Source organism: Paenibacillus bovis (genome assembly GCF_001421015.2).
In the GTDB taxonomy this organism is placed as follows: domain Bacteria; phylum Bacillota; class Bacilli; order Paenibacillales; family Paenibacillaceae; genus Saccharibacillus; species Saccharibacillus bovis.
In genome coordinates this window covers 4,717,993-4,735,519 of sequence record NZ_CP013023.1, presented here as the reverse complement: position 1 = coordinate 4,735,519, position 17,527 = coordinate 4,717,993, and the positions used below count along the sequence as shown (strand labels likewise).

The window sequence follows — 17,527 nt, the reverse complement described above, 5'->3', positions numbered from 1 at the left end:
GGAAGGGGGAACCGGAAGATGGAATACTCAACTTTCGGAAGACACGTTGCTGTTGATACTTGGGGTGTAGATTTTGATTTGCTGAACAGTGCAGAATATTTGCAGGCTCAGATGGTTGAAGCAGCTGAGGCTTGCGGTGCAACCGTAATGTCTGTTCAATCCAAACAATTTGAACCACAAGGGGCGACAGTGCTTGTTTTGTTGTCGGAGAGTCACCTCTCGATTCATACGTATCCTGAGAGAGGATTCGCGGCTATTGACTGTTATACCTGCGGAGAGACCGTAGATCCACAATTGGCGATCGACTACCTGGTGTCCGTTCTGAAGCCTGAAAAAACGTATGCCAAAAAACTGGTTCGTGGTCTTGGAGAACTGCAAGTAGAGACTCCAGTGATGCAATCCAGCGAACTGATTAATCGATAATAAGGCTTTGCTTTAAACGGGCAAAGAATGAAAATGAATACCGCTCAAAAGAAAGGCATCTGGTACTGTGTATCGGATGCCTTTTTATATGCATATGTTCATAGCTTTATTTGGGTATATCGGATGATACAGAATTGGTTAAAGAAATAGAAGAATAACGCCGAAATAATACAGTAGGTAAAATATTGAACCGTTTTATAGCGGTGAAACAACAAATTTAATTAAATAATGCATGAAGATATGTCGGGATTTCATAAACATTTCATAAAGACGGCGAAATTGCCCTTTTTGCTGTGATATAATTAACGTATTGTGAAGAACGAAAAGTGATAAGTTACAACTTTTAGACTAGGTGGGTGAACTTGCAATGCACATTATTGTTGTCGGACTCAACTACCGCACAGCACCGGTTGAAGTAAGAGAACGGTTTGCCATTGCGGATGAAGAATTACCGGAAGCTCTCCGGCAGCTTAAGGATACCAAAAGTGTATTGGAAGGCACCATTGTAGCAACTTGCAACCGTACGGAAATCTATGTTGTACTGGACCGTCTGCATATGTGCGGACATTTTATCCGCGGCTTCATGGAGCAGTGGTTTGGTATTTCCCGTCAAGAATTTACGCAGCATTTATATATATATGAAGATGAGCAGGCGATTGATCATCTGTTCCGGGTTACCTGTGGACTGGATTCCATGGTACTTGGCGAGACCCAGATTCTGGGACAGGTCAAACGGTCTTTCCAGCTGGCTCAGGAAAACAAAGCGACGGGCACATGGTTTAATATGTTGTTTAAGCAAGCTGTTACGCTCGGTAAACGTGCGCATGCAGAGACTATGATCGGTGAAAGTGCCGTATCGGTCAGCTATGCCGCAGTAGAGCTGGGTAAACGTATTTTTGGTGCTTTCCATAACAAAGTTATTATGATTCTGGGCGCAGGCAAAATGAGCGAATTGACAGTCAAGCATCTGTACGCGAACGGAGCGGCAGAAGTGATTGTAGCGAACCGTACACTGGGGCGGGCTCAGGAGCTGGCTCACAAATTTAACGGTACACCATGCACGATGGAAGAAGCGGTCCATCGTCTGCATGAAGTGGATATTCTGATCAGCTCGACAGGCGCACAGGGCTACGTACTGGATCCGGGTATGATCAGAGAAAGCATGAAGCAGCGCAAATCGCGTCCGCTCTTTATGATTGATATCGCGGTTCCGCGTGATCTGGACCCGGCTATTGGCGAAATCAGCAATGTATTCCTGTATGATATTGATGATCTGGAAGGCATTGTAGAGAGCAATATGGCGATGCGCCGTGCCGAAGCGATCAAGATCGAACGCATGATCCGCGAAGAAATGGAAGTGTTCCAGCAATGGCTGAAAACACTCGGTGTCAGACCGGTCATCCGCGCCCTTCAGGAGCGTGGTGCCCGTATTCATGAAGAGACACTGGAAAGCCTGTTTAACAAGCTGCCAGAGCTGGATGAAAGACAGCGTAAAGTGATTAGCCGTCTGACCAAAAGTATTGTCAATCAAATGAATCATGAGCCGATTAATCGGGTCAAGGAAATGGCTGCCGAGAAAAACGGCGCAGAGACCGTAGAATTATTCACGCGTCTGTTCGCACTGGAAGAACAGACACAGTCTTTGACCGAATCAGCCAATGTAAGCAAGCCTGCTTCCGAGCGGACTTCCATGCCATCCCATTCACCGGTTGCTGAAGGAAACATGGCATCCTTTGCTCCCGCAATTTTATAGGCAGGTGATTTGCTTTGACGCTGTTTAACCTGTTATACGATATTATTATTTATTTATACGCCCTGAGCCTACTGTTTTATTTCTCGGATTGCATACGTCGCAATCCGAGGGCGAAGCGGACGGGCACAGGGTTTCTTATTTTGGTATTTATTATCCAGTTGGCGAGTATTACCATTCGCACGGTGGAAGAGAAGACACTGCCGCTGTTTTCAACGTATGACTTTTTCTTTTTCCTTACTTTTATTTTAATATTGATTTCCTTTTTTATCGAAAGGGTACTCAAGACTGATTATGCCGTATTGCTATTAAATGTAATCGGCTTTTGTGCTATGGTTCAGAATCGTCTGCATTCTCCTGGTGAAGGGGCACTGCCCTCGGGCTGGGATACCGTACATGGGCTGCTGATTCTGCATGTGGCACTGGCCAATCTGAGTTTTGCCTTTTATACGGTAGCTGCTGTTTTTGCGGCCATGTATTTGTTTTTGCACCGTAAGCTCAAGCAAAAGAAATGGGATAACACCGTACGCCGGCTGCCAAGCCTGGAGAGTATGGAGCGGTATACATACACTTCCATGCTTATCGGTACGCCACTGCTGATCGTATCATTGATTGTGGCATTGATGTCTATTTTTGCAGAAGGACGCTTTGTACTGCTGCTGGATCTCAAAGTCGTATTTACACTACTGGCACTGTGTGTATATATTGCCTATTTTGCTACGCGGCATATGCGTAATTATTCGGCGGTAATTATGGCTCGATGGGCAATAGCAGGCTATATCGTATTTATTCTTAATTTTGTAGCCAATACCTGGTCGGCGTTTCACCAATGGGTAGGCGTATGAGTGATATTATTCCATACGTTCCTGTAATGCTGGATTGTAGAAATCAGCACTGCCTGATTGTAGGCGGCGGTAAGGTAGCCGAGCGTAAAGCGCGAAACTTGCTGCGCGGCGGTGCGATCATTACGGTGATCAGCCCTAAACTGTCTTCGGAATTGCAGGAGCTGGCCCGATTGGACCGGATTCACTGGATTGCACGTCATTATGAGTCTGGTGATGTCTTAGGCTCGACAGGCGCGGAGCGTAGCGGAGTTAAGCGTTATTTTCTCGTGCATGCGGCCACGATACATGCAGACGTAAACCGTCAGGTAGCGGATGAAGCACGGTGTGCAGGTATTCCTGTCAACGTGGCTGATCATCATGAGTCCAGTAGCTTTATCAATCCGATGGTAATCCGCCGGGGGCGATTAATCGCCTCTATTACGACTTCGGGAGCAGGACCGGTCGTGGGACGACGGTTGGCGGGTGAACTGGAGCAGCATTTTGGTCAGGAGTATGAGACTTATATTGAATTTCTTTATTATTTGCGCCACCGGATCAAGCAAGTGGTTCAAGATCCGGCAGAACGCAGGCGATTGCTGGAACGAGCTTCAGAGCTGGATATACTGGAGGAAATTCGGCAGGAACGGTTTTGCTGGTGGGAAGAGCCTCGGATTGAAGAGTGGATCGCACAACATCGGGGAGAGATAACCTAATGCGCAAAATAATCGTAGGAAGCCGGCAAAGTGCGCTGGCACTGACCCAGACAGGACATGTTATAGATGCTTTGACAGAGCTGGGCAGACAGAACGGAATAGAAGTGGAATTTGAAATCAAAAAGATTGTTACCAAAGGCGATCAGATTCTGGATGTAACTCTCTCCAAAGTAGGCGGTAAAGGGCTATTCGTTAAGGAAATCGAGCAGGCACTGCTGAATGGTGAGATTGATATAGCTGTTCATAGTATGAAGGATATGCCTTCTGTACTGCCGGATGGTCTGGTAAATGGAGCGATTCCCAAACGTGTCGATCCGCGTGACTGTCTGATTACCCGTAATGGTGGCGGGCTGGACGAACTCCCTGTTGGAGCCAAGCTGGGAACTAGCAGCCTACGCCGTGCAAGTCAGCTTAAAGCCTATCGCCCCGATCTTCAAATTGAATCTATTCGCGGAAATATCGATTCACGACTGCGCAAGCTGGAGAGTGAAGGATTCGATGCGATTATGCTGGCAGCAGCCGGACTGGACCGTATGGGATGGTCGGATCGGATCAGCGCCTATCTTCCTGCGGACATCTGTCTGCCTGCTGTAGGGCAGGGTGCTCTGGGAGTGGAATGCCGTGCCAATGATGAGCATATGCTGCAGCTGCTGTCTTTATATAATGATGATCTGACCGCGCTCACCGTAACGGCAGAGCGAACGTTCCTGGCCAAGCTGAATGGTGGTTGTCAGGTGCCGATTGGCGCGTATGCCGTACGCTTGCTCACACCGGATTCTCAAGCCGATCAAAACGTTATACAATTAACGGGAATGGTTGCTTCACCGGATGGCAGTACCATACTGAAAGAAACGCTGCAGGGCACCCATCCTGTAGAACTTGGGCTTGCCGTAGCGGATCAGTTAATTCTTCGTGGAGCGGATCAGATTCTGGCAGAAGTTAGGGGATGAAGGAATGACCGGCAAAGTGTATCTGGTGGGCGCAGGGCCCGGAGCTTTGAAGCTGATTACGCTTCGTGGTTGGGAATGTATCGGACTCGCCGATGCGATCGTATACGATCGTCTGGCAAGTCCACGGCTTCTTAAGCAGGCCAAACCGGGAGCGGAAAAAATCTACGTGGGCAAGCTGCCTGACCGTCATACGATGAAGCAGGAAGAAATCAATCAGTTGCTCGTCGATCTGGCTCTAGAAGGCAAAACCGTTGTTCGTCTAAAAGGCGGCGATCCGACGATCTTCGGCAGAGTAGCCGAAGAAGCAGATCTTCTGCGTCAGCATGGAATAGAGTACGAGATTGTGCCGGGAATCAGTTCCTCTATCGCTGTACCGGCTTATGCAGGAATTCCGGTCACTCACCGAGACCATGCTTCTTCCGTATCGATCATTACCGGACACGAGAGTCCGGATAAGCTGGATGAGAGTATTCACTGGGATAAGGTGACTAACGCTACTGGAACACTCGTCTTTATGATGGGCGTAGCCAAAATTGGCTATATCAGTGAACAGCTCATTCGTCACGGCCGACCGGCAAATACACCGGTTGCTCTGGTTCGCTGGGGAACACGGGCCGAGCAGGATACCCTGGTAGGTACCCTTCAGGATATCGCCGCCAAAGTAGCTGCTGCCAATTTTAAACCGCCGGCTGTTATTGTAGTCGGAGAAGTGGTTAATCAACGGGAGCATCTGCAATGGGCTGAACGATTGCCTTTGTTCGGCAAACGCATTCTGGTGACCCGCGCACGCAGCCAGGCAAGCGAACTGGTGGATCGTATCGATGAACTGGGCGGAGAACCATATGAGTACCCGGTAATCGAGACTGTGATGCCTTCCAGTGAGTCTGCCAGACAGCAGATCACCCAGGCGTTCTCCCAGCTGGAAACATATGACTGGGTGTTTTTCACCAGTGTAAATGGTGTGGATTACTTTTTCCGTCATCTGGAAGAGCAGGGGCAGGATATACGCTCCCTGCATCGCGCCCGTCTGGTTGCTGTGGGTCCGGCTACTCTGGCGGCTCTGCGCAACTGTGGTCTGACCGCGGTAGCTTTGCCTGAGAAGTTCCATGCCGAAGGCATGCTGGAGAGCCTGGAGGGTCAGCTGGAGGCAGGACAATGTGTTCTGCTGCCGCGTGGTGACCTGGCACGCTCCTGGCTGCCGGATACGCTGAGACAAATGCAGCTGGACGTGACAGAGGTCGATACGTATGAGACAGTTATGGTGGATGAGGACGATATCGAACTGCGCAAGCTGTTTGAAGAAAAAGCAATCCATGCCGTTACCTTTACGAGCTCATCTACAGTCACAAATCTGCTGGCTGCAATGCGTAAAATGGGCTTTGAGCATCCGGCGGATACACTTCGCCACTCGGTAATTGCCTGCATCGGACCGCAGACCGCTCTTACGGCTGAACAGGCAGGATTGCAGGTAGGGCTGCTGGCCGAGCAGTCCACCCTGGATGGATTAATAGATATTTTATGCCGCTGGAATGCGGGGAGTGTCTCGCTCCAGTCCCAATAATGAATGATCGACATATCGCATGCCGACCACCGCTTGAGCAGGTCGGCTTTATTTTATAAACAGAGAGGAAGTATTATTATGAGTCAAGCATTTACACGTCATCGTCGTCTGCGCAAAACTGCTGCTATCCGCAGCATGGTTCGTGAAACCCGTCTGCACAGAACGGATTTTATCCAGCCGGTGTTTGTTACCTACGGAACGAATGTAAAACAGGAAATCTCCTCTATGCCGGGTGTATATAATTTCTCAATGGACCGAATTGGTGAAGAGATTCAAGAGATTGTAGATCTGGGCATTCCGGCTGTTATGGTATTCGGTGTACCGGAGACCAAGGACAGTGTCGGTAGCGGAGCCTATTCAGAACAAGGTATTGTGCAGCAGGCGATTCGTTATATCAAAGAACATTATCCACAGCTTGTGGTAATTGCAGATACCTGCCTGTGTGAATTTACCGATCATGGACATTGCGGCGTTGTTCATGCTCATGAGATCGATGGTCATATCCATGCGGACGTGGATAACGATGAATCGCTGGAGCTGCTCGCTCAGACAGCGGTATCCCAGGCACAGGCCGGAGCGGATATTATCGCTCCTTCCAATATGATGGACGGATTCGTTTATGCGATTCGTGCAGCACTGGATGATGCAGGATTCCAGGATATTCCGATCATGTCCTATGCGGTGAAATATGCGTCTGCATTCTACGGTCCATTCCGTGAAGCGGCTCAATCGGCTCCGCAATTCGGTGATCGCAAATCTTATCAAATGGACCCAGCGAATGTACGTGAAGCGCTGCGTGAAGCAGAAAGCGATGTACAGGAAGGCGCCGATATGCTGATGGTCAAACCGTCACTTGCTTATATGGATGTACTGCGCGCGGTGCGCGAGAATTTTGATCTGCCACTGGTTGCCTATAATGTTAGTGGTGAATATGCGATGGTCAAAGCGGCTGCGCAGCAGGGCTGGATTGACGAGCGTGGTATCGTAACCGAGATGATGCTGGGCTTCAAACGTGCCGGAGCAGACATGATTATTACGTATTTCTCCAAAGACGTAGCACGCTGGTTGCGTGAGGAATAAGATAACTCCCGATTATTCGTTCGGGATTGCGAATGAGCCGAACGGGTAAATATACGGGACAGGGAAAATGAATACAGCTAGCGGTGAACAGGTCTGCCTGTTCATCGCTCATCTGTTTCATTGGATACCATTATGGAGGTGCTTGATCAATGAACAATATGAATTCCGTACGTCGTGACGAACACTCGCGTACAGCTTTTGAAGAAGCCAAACAATATATTCCGGGCGGTGTCAACAGTCCGGTACGCGCTTTTAAAACGGTAGGTCTGACTCCTGTGTACGTGGATCGCGGAGAAGGTTCCCGTCTGTATGATATCGATGGCAATGTATTTATCGATTATGTCGGTTCCTGGGGACCGCTCATTATGGGACATGCCCATCCGGACGTTGTGCGTGCTCTGCAGGAAGCTACAGTAAAAGGTACCAGCTTTGGCGCACCGACCGAAATTGAGACGCGTATGGCCAAACTGGTCGCTGAACGGGTGCCTTCTATCGATATTGTACGTATGGTAAGCTCCGGTACAGAAGCGACCATGAGTGCAATTCGTCTGGCACGCGGCTATACCAAGCGTGATAAAATTCTCAAATTTGAAGGTTCTTACCATGGTCATGGCGACAGTCTGCTGATCAAGGCCGGTTCCGGTGTAGCCACACTGGGATTGCCGGACAGCCCGGGTGTACCGGAATCGATTGCATCCAATACGGTAACGGTTCCTTATAACGACCTGGACTCTGTACGTCTGGCATTCGAGCGTTTTGGCGAAGATATCGCCTGTATTATCGTAGAGCCTGTAGCCGGCAATATGGGCGTTGTTCCTCCAGCAGCAGGATTTCTGGAAGGACTGCGTGAAGTAACTTCCCAATATGGCAGCTTGCTGATTTTTGATGAAGTGATGACCGGGTTCCGCGTAGACATCAACTGCGCACAGGGACGCTTTGGCGTAACACCGGATCTGACCTGTCTGGGTAAAGTGATCGGCGGCGGTCTTCCGGTAGGCGCATACGGTGGCAAACGCGAGATTATGGAACAGATTGCTCCAACAGGTCCTATTTATCAGGCAGGTACCCTTAGTGGTAATCCGCTGGCGATGACAGCCGGCTATACTACACTGAGTCTGCTGACACCGGAAGTCTATGCTCGTCTGGAACAAATCTCTGCTCGTCTGCAGGAAGGTTTTGAAGCCAATGCGCGTGAAGCGGGTATCCCGCTGACTATCAACCGCGTCGGTTCTATGGTATGTCCTTTCCTGACCGAAGGACCGGTAACCAATTACGATACAGCCAAAGCGAGCGATATGGATATGTTCAAGCGCTATTTCGGCGCGATGCTGGATCGCGGAATCAGTGTGGCTCCTTCTCCATTTGAAGGCATGTTCGTATCGGGCGTGCATAGTGATGAAGATATAGAGCAGACGATTGCGATTCATCGTGATGTCATGAAGTCACTGTAACCATGACATCTTCTATGGATCAATCCAACAGTCACAATAGTCACGCTAATTCGTCTCTGTCCAACCGTCCCGCTGCTGAACGCCGCGGTGAATGGCTGGAGATTATGCCTGGTCGCGAGCTGGATCTGCAGCAGACCGAGCAGCGTCATACCCGGATGATGCAATGGCTGGAAAGTCGTTCTTTTCCCGCCAAACTGCTGGGCAGACTGCATTCAAAAGGTGAAATCAAAATCAACGGAGACCGTATCAGACTGCGCCTTTTCCCGGCTGTAGAATATGGCTTTGAACCGCGCTATGATCATCCGGCAGAGATTTTGTATGAAGATGATTACGTACTGGTCGCTCACAAGCCGGCAGGTATGGCGGTACATCCTTCCGATCCGCAGGACACGCGAATTACACTCGCTCATGCGATTGCTGCACATTATGAAAGTACAGGCCAGGACTGCGCTGTCCGCCATGTACATCGTCTGGATGAAGATACGACAGGACCAGTATTATACGCCAAAAATGAATTTGCCCTTTCCCTGCTGGATGAGCAGATGAGAGACAAGCATATTGGCAGACGGTATATTGCGCTTGTGCAGGGTAATGTGAATGAACAGCTTACGGTGATCGACGAACCGATTGGCAAGGATCGTCATCACAAGCAGCGCCGCCGTGTATCACCGGGTGGTCAATCGGCTGTTACGTATATAGAAAAGGTAGCAGGAACCAAAGCCGCTAGCCTCGTCCGGTTGAAATTGGAGACAGGGCGTACCCATCAGATTCGTGTTCATATGAGCTATATGGGACATCCACTGATCGGGGATTCACTGTACGGCGGTCGCAGTGATCTGCTGAGTCGTCAGGCACTGCACGGCGAGCAGCTTGTTTTTATCCATCCATGGACAGCAGAAGATATCATTATAAATGATCCATGGCCTGCCGATATACAGAAGCTGGCAATAGACCTCAAGTTGATTGAAAAGGAATAATTGTGTTCTATTTAGAGTAGATATAGCTTCTTTTGGACGAATAGACAAACAAGCTGACATTCTGCAGACCTTCTGCCGGATGTCAGCTTTTTTATTGACTTTACCACGTTCACAAGTTATGATGTTGAGTGAAAATTATTTCAAAAACTGTGAACGGAAATAGTAGACATGATCGGCCTTAAGAGAGCAGAACTGCTGCGCTGAGAGGTTCTGTAGGATGCGATACGTCGAAGTCGTCCGGGAGTTGTTTATTTGAGACCAGACTTGTCTGATAATGATGATCAGGAGCTGGTATAGAATAAACCGGTAGCAGCCGTTATCTGTCTTAGAGTGTCGTTGTCCGGCCATTATGCTATACGGATAACGAAACAAAGGTGGTACCACGAGAGCCAGGCCTTTCGTCCTTTGAGACGAAGGGCTTTTTTTGTTGACCTGGCCTTACTGGAGAATAACTGCCCAACCCCATCATACACAGTTTATACGCAGGCACGATCAGCCGCATCAGGCGGCTCCGTCCATGCAGAAAGTGTACACATTTACTTATATGATAATTATGGAGGGAATTGTATGACAGAACCAAACACGAATCCGGCAGGAACATCCATGCCGACAACGTATGATCCCAAATCAGCCGAACGCAAATGGTACGATTACTGGATGGAGAATGACTTCTTCCGTGCAGGTCAGCGTCCGGATGCACAGCCGTACACAATAGTAATTCCGCCGCCTAACGTAACCGGTATGCTGCATATCGGTCATGCGCTGGACTTTACCCTGCAGGATATTATGATCCGTACCAAGCGGATGCAGGGATATGATGCTCTCTGGCTGCCGGGATCCGATCACGCGGGTATCGCTACCCAGACCAAGGTAGAGCAGAATCTGCGCGCCGAAGGTATCACCCGTCACGATCTGGGACGCGAGAAATTCGTCGAGAAAGTATGGGAATGGAAAGATAAATATGCACAGACGATCCATGAGCAATGGGCTAAAATGGGCTTTTCCCTGGATTACTCCCGCGAACGTTTTACACTCGATGAAGGTCTGTCCAAAGCAGTACGCCAGGTATTCGTAAAACTGTATGAAAAAGACCTGATTTATCGCGGCAAACGGATTATCAACTGGGACCCTCAGGCCCGCACAGCGCTGTCCGATATCGAGGTTGAATATAAAGAAGTAAACGGTCATCTGTACCATCTGGAGTATCCGCTCAAAGATGGCAGCGGCTCGATCACTGTAGCTACAACCCGTCCGGAAACCATGCTGGGCGATACAGCAGTAGCGGTTCATCCCAAAGACGAGCGCTACAAAGACATGATCGGCAAAATGCTGGTACTGCCAATCATCGGCCGCGAAATTCCGGTGATTGCCGATGATTATGTAGACCGCGAGTTCGGTAGCGGTGCAGTGAAGATTACACCTGCACATGATCCGAACGACTTTGAAATGGGTCAGCGTCACGATCTGCCACAAATCGTAGTAATGGACGAAGGCGGCATCATGAATGAGAATGCCGATAAATATCAAGGTATGGACCGCAGTGATGCACGCAAGCAAATCGTCAAGGATCTGCAGGATGCAGGCGTACTGATCCGTATCGAGGATCATGTTCATCAGGTAGGCCACAGCGAGCGCTCCGGTGCGGTAGTTGAGCCGTATTTGTCTACGCAATGGTTCGTAAAAATGAAGCCGCTGGCAGACGCTGCTATTGAAGCACAACGCAACGGCAAAGGTACGAACTTTGTACCGGATCGTTTTGAAAAGACCTATCTGAACTGGATCGAAAATGTACGCGACTGGTGTATTTCCCGTCAGCTGTGGTGGGGACATCGTATTCCGGCATGGTACTGTGAAGAAACAGGCGAGATTATCGTATCCGCTGAAGATCCAAGCACAATGCCTGAGCATGCCGGCAAAACGCTGCGTCAGGATGATGATGTACTGGATACCTGGTTCAGCTCGGCACTATGGCCGTTCTCCACACTCGGCTGGCCGGATGAGACAGCTGATCTCAAGCGCTACTATCCGACCGATTTGCTCGTAACCGGATATGACATTATCTATTTCTGGGTAGCTCGTATGATCTTCACGGCTATCGAGTTTACCGATCAGATCCCGTTCAAGGATGTGCTGATGCATGGTCTGGTACGTGCTTCGGATGGCCAGAAAATGTCCAAATCGCTCGGTAACGGCGTCGATCCGCTGGAAGTTATCGAACAGTATGGTGCAGATGCCATGCGTTATATGATCTCGACCGGCAGTACGCCTGGACAGGACTTGCGTTTCCGCTGGGAACGTGTAGAGCAGTCCCGTAACTTTGCCAACAAAATCTGGAATGCTTCCCGTTTTGCACTGATGAATATGGAAGGATTCACTTTTGAAGATATCGATCTGACTGGCAATTTGAGTACGGCAGACCGCTGGATTCTGCATCGTATGAATGAAACGGCACGCGATATTACACGCCTGATCGATTCTTATGAATTCGGTGAGACCGGACGCTTGCTGTACAACTTTATCTGGGACGATCTATGTGACTGGTATATCGAGATTGCCAAGCTGTCCCTGTACGGAGAAGATGCAGCCGCGAAGAAAACGACCCAGTCCGTACTGGCTTATGTACTGGATCGCACGATGCGGATGATTCATCCGTTTATGCCGTTTATTTCCGAAGAAATCTGGCAGCATCTGCCGCATGAAGGCCAGACAATTACACTGGCAGCCTGGCCGGAATTCGATCCTGCACTGGAAAATAAAGCGGCAGAAGAAGAAATGAGTCTGCTGATCGATATGATCCGTTCTGTACGTAATATCCGGGCGGAAGTAAATGTACCAATGAGCAAAAAAATCGAGCTGCTGGTAAAAGCAAATGACCAAAAGTCACTCGATATTATCGAGTCCAATGCTCATTATATCCAGCGTTTCTGTAATACATCCGAATATCAGGCAGGTCTGGATCTGAGTGCGCCAGACAAGGCAATGTCTTCTGTCGTTACCGGTGCAGAACTGTATCTGCCACTGGCAGGACTGCTGGATATCGGTCAGGAAATTGCTCGTCTCGAAAAAGAAGTGGCTACACTCAACTCCGAAGTAGAACGCGTGGAGAAAAAGCTGTCCAACCAGGGCTTTGTATCCAAAGCGCCAGCGAAAGTGATCGAGGAAGAGCGTGCCAAGCAGGCTGATTATTCCGACAAGCGCGACAAGGTTCTTGCCCGTATTGCCGAACTGAAAGGTTAAGGTGAACGTGATGGAATATGAAACTGCGGAGGGGCAAAATGCCCCTCTACATACCTACGAACAAGCGGTGGAATGGATTAATAATCTGATTCCTTTTGGCATTCGTCCGGGATTGGAGCGGATCGAGCAGCTAATGCAGCTGCTCGGCAATCCGCATCGCAGACTGAAATTTATTCATGTAGCAGGCACCAACGGCAAAGGCAGTACCTGCGCTTTTCTCACCCGGGTACTGATTGAATCCGGCTATGATGTGGGTACATTTACTTCGCCTTATATTACCAAGTTTACTAACCGGTTTCAGTACAATGGTCAGGATATTCCCGAAGAGACGCTGCTTCGCGCAGCCAATCGTCTGTATCCGCTCGTCCAGGAAATGGCAGCGACCGAGCTGGGTTCTCCGACCATGTTCGAAGTATCTACGGCGCTGGCTATTATATATTATGCCGAAGAGTGTTACCCGGATGTCGTCGTCTGGGAGACCGGCCTGGGTGGACGCATGGATGTGACCAATATTGTGAATCCCATCGTATCGGTCATTACGAATGTGGGCTATGATCATACCGATATTCTTGGTGATACGCTGGAGCTGATTGCCGGGGAAAAAGCAGGCATTATCAAGCCGGGTGTCCCGGTCGTAACCAGTGTGGATCAGCCGGAAGTTATCGAAGTGCTTGCCCGCAAAGCGGAGCAGTGCCGCACAACGATGTATCTGGCAGGACGTGATTATACGGCAGAGCGGCTGCATGGTGATGCGGACAGTCAGTCTTTCCATTTCCATGGGCCATTCCGTGAAATGGATATCGAGATCGGCATGCAGGGCGAGCATCAGTGCGCCAATGCAGGTCTCGCGATGATGACGCTGGAAGTGCTGCGTCAGTATATGGCTTTTGTGCTGGATGATGAGCCGTTGCTGTCGGGATTCCGCCATACATTCTGGGCCGGTCGTCTGGAAAAGGTATCCGATGAACCGCCGATCGTACTGGATGGAGCGCATAATCCCGAGGGAGCTGCTTCACTCGTGAAAAGTATTCCCCAGACGTATACGTACAACAAGCTGCATATGCTGGCAGGCATGCTGGAGAACAAACAGCATGAACCGGTATTTCGTCATCTGCTGTCCATTGCGGACACGCTGATTCTGACCGAACCGGATTTCAGACGCAAAATGGATGCGGACAGACTCTACGAACTGGTCCGTCAAATACAGCAGGACATGAACAAAACGGAAGTTGAGATTATAGTGGAAAGTGACTGGAAGCAGGCACTTGAGCTGCTGAAGACACGCACAGAACGGGAAGATCTTGGGGTCGTTACCGGAACACTGTATTTAATTTCAGATGTAAGAGCGACTCTTTTGCATCAATCCGATTCTGAAAAGGGCTGGTGAGACATAATGAATAAGACAGAACATATACATTTTATAGGCATCGGCGGTTATGGCATGAGCGCGATTGCCAAAGTATTGCTTGAGATGGGATACAAAGTAACCGGTTCGGACGTAGCCATGAGCGCGCTGGCAGCCAAGCTGGACAAGCAGGGTGCGCAAATCCATATCGGACACGATGCACAGAAAGTACACGGTGCCGATCTGCTCGTGTATTCTTCGGCGGTTGCGGATGACGATGTGGAACTGGTAGAAGCAAGACGCCTGAATATTCCCGTACTTCATCGCTCCGAGATGCTGGCGCGTCTGCTCAACGAACGCAAAGGGGTAGCGGTAGCGGGAGCACATGGCAAAACAACCACATCGTCCATGATCGCACTGGTGATGGAAGAGTGCGATGCGGACCCGACATATATTATCGGCGGAGAGATCGTAAACCTTGGTACCAATGCCAAAGCAGGCAAAGGCGACTATGTCGTTGCCGAAGCGGATGAAAGTGACGGCACTTTCCTGCAGTACCATCCGACGATTGCTGTTGTAACCAATATCGAAGCCGATCATCTGGAAAATTACGACGGCGATTTTGCCAATATCAAAGCGGCTTATGTCCAGTTCCTCAGTCAGTTGCGTCCGGGCGGCAAAGCGATTGTGAATGCAGACGATGAAAATATCCGTGAGCTGCTGCCGAATATCCAGGGAGAGACCGTTACTTTTGGTATCCATGAAAAGGCGGATTATACAGCCGAAGATATTCAGCCGGATGACCGTAAAATTTCATTCCTTATGAAATATCAGGGAGAGACGCTCGGTACCGTACAGCTGTCCGTACCGGGTATCCATAACGTATACAATGCCATGGCAACGATCATTTCCTGTCTGGAAGCAGGACTTTCCTTTACTGCTGTAGCGGCAGCGATTGTCCGTTTCCAGGGAGCTAAGCGCCGTTTCCAGGTGATTGGCGAAGTAAATGATGTGCTGGTCGTGGACGATTATGCGCATCATCCAACCGAGATCGAAGCGACACTTCAGGCTGCACGGGCGACTGGCAAAAAAATTATTGCGATTTTCCAGCCGCAGCGCTATTCCCGTACATTCTTCCTGCTGGATGAATTCAGCCGTGCTTTCAGTGAAGCGGATGAAGTGATCATTACGGATATTTATGCGCCGGCTGGCGAGAAGCAGATCGAAGGGGTTCATTCCTCTCGTCTGGTAGATCTGATCCGTGAAAACAGTAACAGCAATGCTCACTATATTGCGGACAAGGAAGAAGTAATTATGACACTGGCATCCCGTATGGAACCAGGAACCCTGATCATTACCATGGGTGCCGGAGATATCTGGAAAGTGTCAAAAGCACTCGCAGAACAGCTCGAATCGGCACATAACGCCAACTGATTTTCCTGCTGAAGGGCAACAGGCAGGGATGATTTTAGCAAAAGACTGTCTTCGGACAGTCTTTTTTGACGGGATTTTCAGCAAAATACAACTCTTTTCTTTTTTGTTTGTATTGCTGTAAGAATCAACGTATAATAATGTGGTGTCAAATTAAAGGCAGGGGAAAGACGGCATGAAAAAAAACGCAGGAGTATTAATCTTGTTTTTGCTGCTGGGCTGGCTGATTGGCGAATGGATCGCCACACTGCTGGAGCCTGTAGCCATTTTATCTTTTTTGACCAAGTCAACAACCATTGAATGGTCTCCCAGTGCCAATTTGAACATAATACGCTACAACATTGAGCTTCATCTCAAATTGAGCCTGCTCAGTCTGCTCGGGGTAGTAGCCGCGATATGGCTGTACCGCAGACTCTGAATCATTTAAAGATGACATGTAAAAGGAGAGGGCCTTTCTTATGAGTAGAGAATCTCAGCGTCGTATCATACTGGCGTCCGCTTCTCCGCGGAGAAAGGAATTGATGGCCTCTTTACAGCTGAAATTTGAAATTATGCCCAGTGATGCCGATGAATCCGTACCTGGAGATTGGTCTCCGGAACGTATCGTTACTGAACTGGCACTTCGCAAGGCAAACGCTGTGCGTGAACAGTATCCTGCACAGGTAGCCGATGCGGTTATTGTTGGCAGCGACACCATTGTGGTGCTGGATGATCGCATATTTGGCAAGCCGGAGAATGAGGAAGAGGCCGCAGCCATGCTGCAGTCTTTACAGGGACGCAGCCATTACGTATATACCGGAATCGCCTGTACCGATACGACAACAGGCCGCACGAGTACTGGTTATCGGCACACGCTTGTACATATGAAACCTCTCGCACCAGAGCGGATTCAAGCTTACGTACGCAGCGGTGAACCGGCCGACAAGGCTGGCGCCTACGCGATCCAGGGACTGGGCTCCACATTGGTGGATCGTATTGAAGGTTGTTATTTTACGGTAGTGGGTCTGCCTGTTTCGCTGCTCAGCGATATGCTGGAGGAATTTGATATATCCGTTCTTGGTTCTTAATTTTGCGATAGAGAAGAGGAATACCTGATGGAGGCGCCACAATATCGTTTGCGTGATATTCCTCTCGAAGACCGTCCGCGTGAGCGGATGATCAGTTATGGAGCCGAGGCGCTTAGCTATGCAGAACTGCTGGCTATTTTGCTGCGCACCGGTACAAGAGACGAGTCGGCCATTCATCTGGCGACGCGAATTTTGCAGCAGGTGGGTACAATCCGTCAGCTGGTAGACCTTACTATCGAGGAATTGACCGAGATCAAAGGGATTGGAACAGCCAAGGCGATTCAGATCAAAGCTGGAATCGAACTCGGCAGACGCATCAGCCGAACCGGCAAAGAAGATGCGCTGGTGATACGCAGTCCGCGTGATGCTGCCGATTTACTTATTGAACAAATGCGTTATTTGCAAAAAGAACATTTTGTATGTTTGTTCCTGAACACCAAGAATCATATTATTTCCCAGGAAACGTTGTCGATGGGCAGCCTCAATGCCTCTATTGTTCATCCGCGTGAAGTATTCCGTGCAGCGATTAAATGCAGCAGTGCATCTGTAATCTGTGCGCATAACCATCCCAGCGGTGATCCTACACCCAGTCCGGAGGATGTATCATTGACCCGAAGACTGGTGGAAGCAGGGCAAATCATCGGAATTGAAGTACTGGATCATCTGGTCATTGGAGATATGAAATTCGTAAGTTTGAAGGAACAGGGCTTCATGTAAT

Annotated in this window: 15 protein-coding genes and 1 other annotated feature; all 15 genes read left to right on the top strand. The window is 49.4% G+C overall.

Annotation, left to right across the window (positions count from 1 at the left end; genetic code table 11):
• Window positions 1–18: 18 nt before the first annotated feature.
• The 15 genes from speD to radC all read left to right on the top strand — a co-directional run bounded on the left by speD (window position 19) and on the right by radC (window position 17,526).
• Window positions 19–423, top strand: coding sequence for an adenosylmethionine decarboxylase (gene speD, locus AR543_RS20170; RefSeq protein WP_017814088.1), 405 nt, complete (start codon window positions 19–21; stop codon window positions 421–423).
• A gap of 367 nt (window positions 424–790) precedes the next feature.
• On the top strand, window positions 791–2,176 hold the full coding sequence (hemA, locus tag AR543_RS20165; protein WP_060536152.1) for a glutamyl-tRNA reductase: 1,386 nt from the start codon (window positions 791–793) through the stop codon (window positions 2,174–2,176).
• Window positions 2,177–2,190: 14 nt separating this feature from the next.
• Window positions 2,191–3,018 (top strand): cytochrome C assembly family protein, encoded by an 828-nt coding sequence (locus AR543_RS20160; protein WP_060536151.1) that lies wholly within the window; start codon window positions 2,191–2,193, stop codon window positions 3,016–3,018.
• Window positions 3,015–3,710 (top strand): precorrin-2 dehydrogenase/sirohydrochlorin ferrochelatase family protein, encoded by a 696-nt coding sequence (locus tag AR543_RS20155; protein ID WP_060536150.1) that lies wholly within the window; start codon window positions 3,015–3,017, stop codon window positions 3,708–3,710. Before AR543_RS20160 ends, AR543_RS20155 begins: the two co-directional genes overlap by 4 nt.
• Complete coding sequence (gene hemC, locus AR543_RS20150; RefSeq protein ID WP_060536149.1) at window positions 3,710–4,660, top strand: hydroxymethylbilane synthase; 951 nt, start codon at window positions 3,710–3,712, stop codon at window positions 4,658–4,660. The genes AR543_RS20155 and hemC overlap by 1 nt, the downstream gene beginning before the upstream one ends.
• 4 nt (window positions 4,661–4,664) lie before the next feature.
• A complete protein-coding gene (gene cobA, locus AR543_RS20145) occupies window positions 4,665–6,221 on the top strand; it encodes a uroporphyrinogen-III C-methyltransferase (RefSeq protein WP_060536148.1) in 1,557 nt (518 codons plus the stop codon).
• 78 nt (window positions 6,222–6,299) lie between these two features.
• Window positions 6,300–7,301, top strand: a complete 1,002-nt coding sequence (gene hemB / locus AR543_RS20140; RefSeq protein ID WP_060536147.1) for a porphobilinogen synthase — start codon at window positions 6,300–6,302, stop codon at window positions 7,299–7,301.
• Between the two features lie 149 nt (window positions 7,302–7,450).
• Complete coding sequence (hemL, locus tag AR543_RS20135) at window positions 7,451–8,752, top strand: glutamate-1-semialdehyde 2,1-aminomutase (RefSeq protein ID WP_060536146.1); 1,302 nt, start codon at window positions 7,451–7,453, stop codon at window positions 8,750–8,752.
• Between the two features lie 2 nt (window positions 8,753–8,754).
• Entirely contained in the window at window positions 8,755–9,729 is a 975-nt protein-coding gene (locus AR543_RS20130; protein ID WP_418304204.1) for an RluA family pseudouridine synthase, read from the top strand.
• 140 nt (window positions 9,730–9,869) lie between these two features.
• Window positions 9,870–10,138, top strand: a binding site (T-box leader).
• A 158-nt stretch (window positions 10,139–10,296) separates the two neighbouring features.
• Window positions 10,297–12,966 (top strand): valine--tRNA ligase, encoded by a 2,670-nt coding sequence (locus AR543_RS20125; RefSeq protein WP_060536145.1) that lies wholly within the window; start codon window positions 10,297–10,299, stop codon window positions 12,964–12,966.
• Window positions 12,967–12,976: 10 nt separating this feature from the next.
• Complete coding sequence (locus AR543_RS20120; RefSeq protein ID WP_060536144.1) at window positions 12,977–14,353, top strand: bifunctional folylpolyglutamate synthase/dihydrofolate synthase; 1,377 nt, start codon at window positions 12,977–12,979, stop codon at window positions 14,351–14,353.
• A gap of 6 nt (window positions 14,354–14,359) precedes the next feature.
• Window positions 14,360–15,745, top strand: coding sequence for a UDP-N-acetylmuramate--L-alanine ligase (gene murC, locus AR543_RS20115; RefSeq protein WP_060536143.1), 1,386 nt, complete (start codon window positions 14,360–14,362; stop codon window positions 15,743–15,745).
• A 172-nt stretch (window positions 15,746–15,917) separates the two neighbouring features.
• Window positions 15,918–16,160, top strand: a complete 243-nt coding sequence (locus AR543_RS20110; RefSeq protein WP_060536142.1) for a DUF4321 domain-containing protein — start codon at window positions 15,918–15,920, stop codon at window positions 16,158–16,160.
• A 40-nt stretch (window positions 16,161–16,200) separates the two neighbouring features.
• Window positions 16,201–16,809 carry a Maf family protein gene (locus AR543_RS20105; protein WP_060536141.1) on the top strand — a complete coding sequence of 203 codons (609 nt, stop codon included), beginning with the start codon at window positions 16,201–16,203 and terminating at the stop codon, window positions 16,807–16,809.
• A gap of 27 nt (window positions 16,810–16,836) precedes the next feature.
• A complete protein-coding gene (gene radC, locus AR543_RS20100; protein WP_060536140.1) occupies window positions 16,837–17,526 on the top strand; it encodes a RadC family protein in 690 nt (229 codons plus the stop codon).
• Window position 17,527 lies beyond the last annotated feature (1 nt).